The sequence below is a fragment of the Streptomyces fuscigenes genome (assembly GCF_021556455.1).
GTDB classification, from domain to species: Bacteria; Actinomycetota; Actinomycetes; order Streptomycetales; family Streptomycetaceae; genus Streptomyces; species Streptomyces fuscigenes.
This window is the reverse complement of the sequence record NZ_JAKGCV010000742.1, coordinates 1-1511: the sequence shown is the minus strand read 5'-3', so window position 1 is coordinate 1511 and position 1511 is coordinate 1. Positions and strand designations below refer to the sequence as shown.

General features: G+C 73.5%; 1 protein-coding gene. It reads left to right on the top strand.

Going from position 1 to position 1511, the window contains the following annotated elements; genetic code table 11:
• The coding region (locus tag L1885_RS28245) for a serine/threonine protein kinase (protein WP_235799986.1) at positions 1-1511 on the top strand (1511 nt) is incomplete at both ends.

Genomic DNA, 1511 nt, shown 5'->3' with positions numbered 1-1511 from the left:
GGCGTTCGCCGGACTCGCGGGCGCGGGCACCGCGGCGGGCCCGGGCGCCCGGACGGGCGCCGGCGACACGTCGGGCACGGGCGCCGGGACGGAGGGCCTCGGGGGCTCCTCGCGCTCCTCGACCTCCAGGTCCTCCTCCTCGCGGCGCTCGGTCTCCGGCCGGCTCTCGCGCTCGCTGCCCGGCGAGACCTCGGGCGGGTCCGTCTCCGTGATCAGCTCGGGCACGTCGGCCGGGTCCTCCGGCAGCGGCCGGCTCGGCGCGGGACTCGTGTCGATCCCCGACGTGCCGAAGCCGGACCCGCGCGACGCGGTCATGGACGACGCCCAGGTGCCCGAGCGCAAGCGGTTCTGCTCCCGTTCCGACTGCGGTGCCCCCGTGGGCCGTTCGCGCGGCGGCAGGCCCGGGCGCACGGAGGGCTTCTGCACCAAGTGCGGGCACCCCTACTCGTTCGTGCCGAAGCTGCGCGCGGGCGAGGTCGTGCACGACCAGTACGAGATCGCGGGCTGCCTCGCGCACGGCGGCCTCGGCTGGATCTACCTGGCCGTGGACCTCGCGGTGGACGGCCGCTGGGTCGTCCTCAAAGGCCTGCTCGACACGGGCGACGCCGACGCCATGGCCGCGGCCGTGTCCGAACGGCGCTTCCTCGCCGAGATCGAGCACGCGAACATCGTCCGCATCTACAACTTCGTCGAGCACCTGGACCCCCGCACCGGCTCCATGGACGGCTACATCGTCATGGAGTACGTCGGGGGGAAGTCGCTCAAGGAGATCGCCAACGACCGCCGCTCGCCCACCGACGGCAGGCGCGACCCGCTGCCGGTGGAGCAGGCGTGCGCCTACGGGATCGAGGCGCTGGGCGCGCTCGGCCACCTGCACAGCCGCAATCTCCTGTACTGCGACTTCAAGGTCGACAACGCCATCCAGACCGAGGACCAGCTCAAGCTCATAGACATGGGCGCGGTACGGCGGATGGACGACGAGGAGTCCGCGATCTACGGCACGGTCGGCTACCAGGCGCCGGAGGTGGCGGAGACCGGCCCGTCGGTCGCCTCCGACCTGTACACGGTCGCCCGTACGCTCGCGGTGCTCACGTTCGACTTCCAGGGCTACACGAACGTCTTCGTCGACTCCCTGCCCGACCCCGAGCACATCGACGTCTTCCAGCGGTACGAGTCCTTCTACCGCCTGCTGGTGCGCGCCACCGACCCGGACCCGGCGCGCCGGTTCTCCTCCGCCGAGGAGATGGCGGAGCAGTTGACCGGCGTGCTGAGGGAGGTCGTCGCACTCCAGTCCGGCCGACCCAGGCCCGCGCTGTCCACGCTCTTCGGCCCGGAGACCCGGGTGACGGACGCGCAGCTGTTCACCGAACTCACGGACGACGTGTCGCTCCTGGGAGCGCGCCAGATCCTGTCGCGCAGATCCCGGCGGGCCGCCCTCCGCGCGCTGCCCCGGGCGACCGGCGGCCCCGCCGCGGCACCCGCGCCGCTGTCCGCCGCGGCGCCCGGGGCGC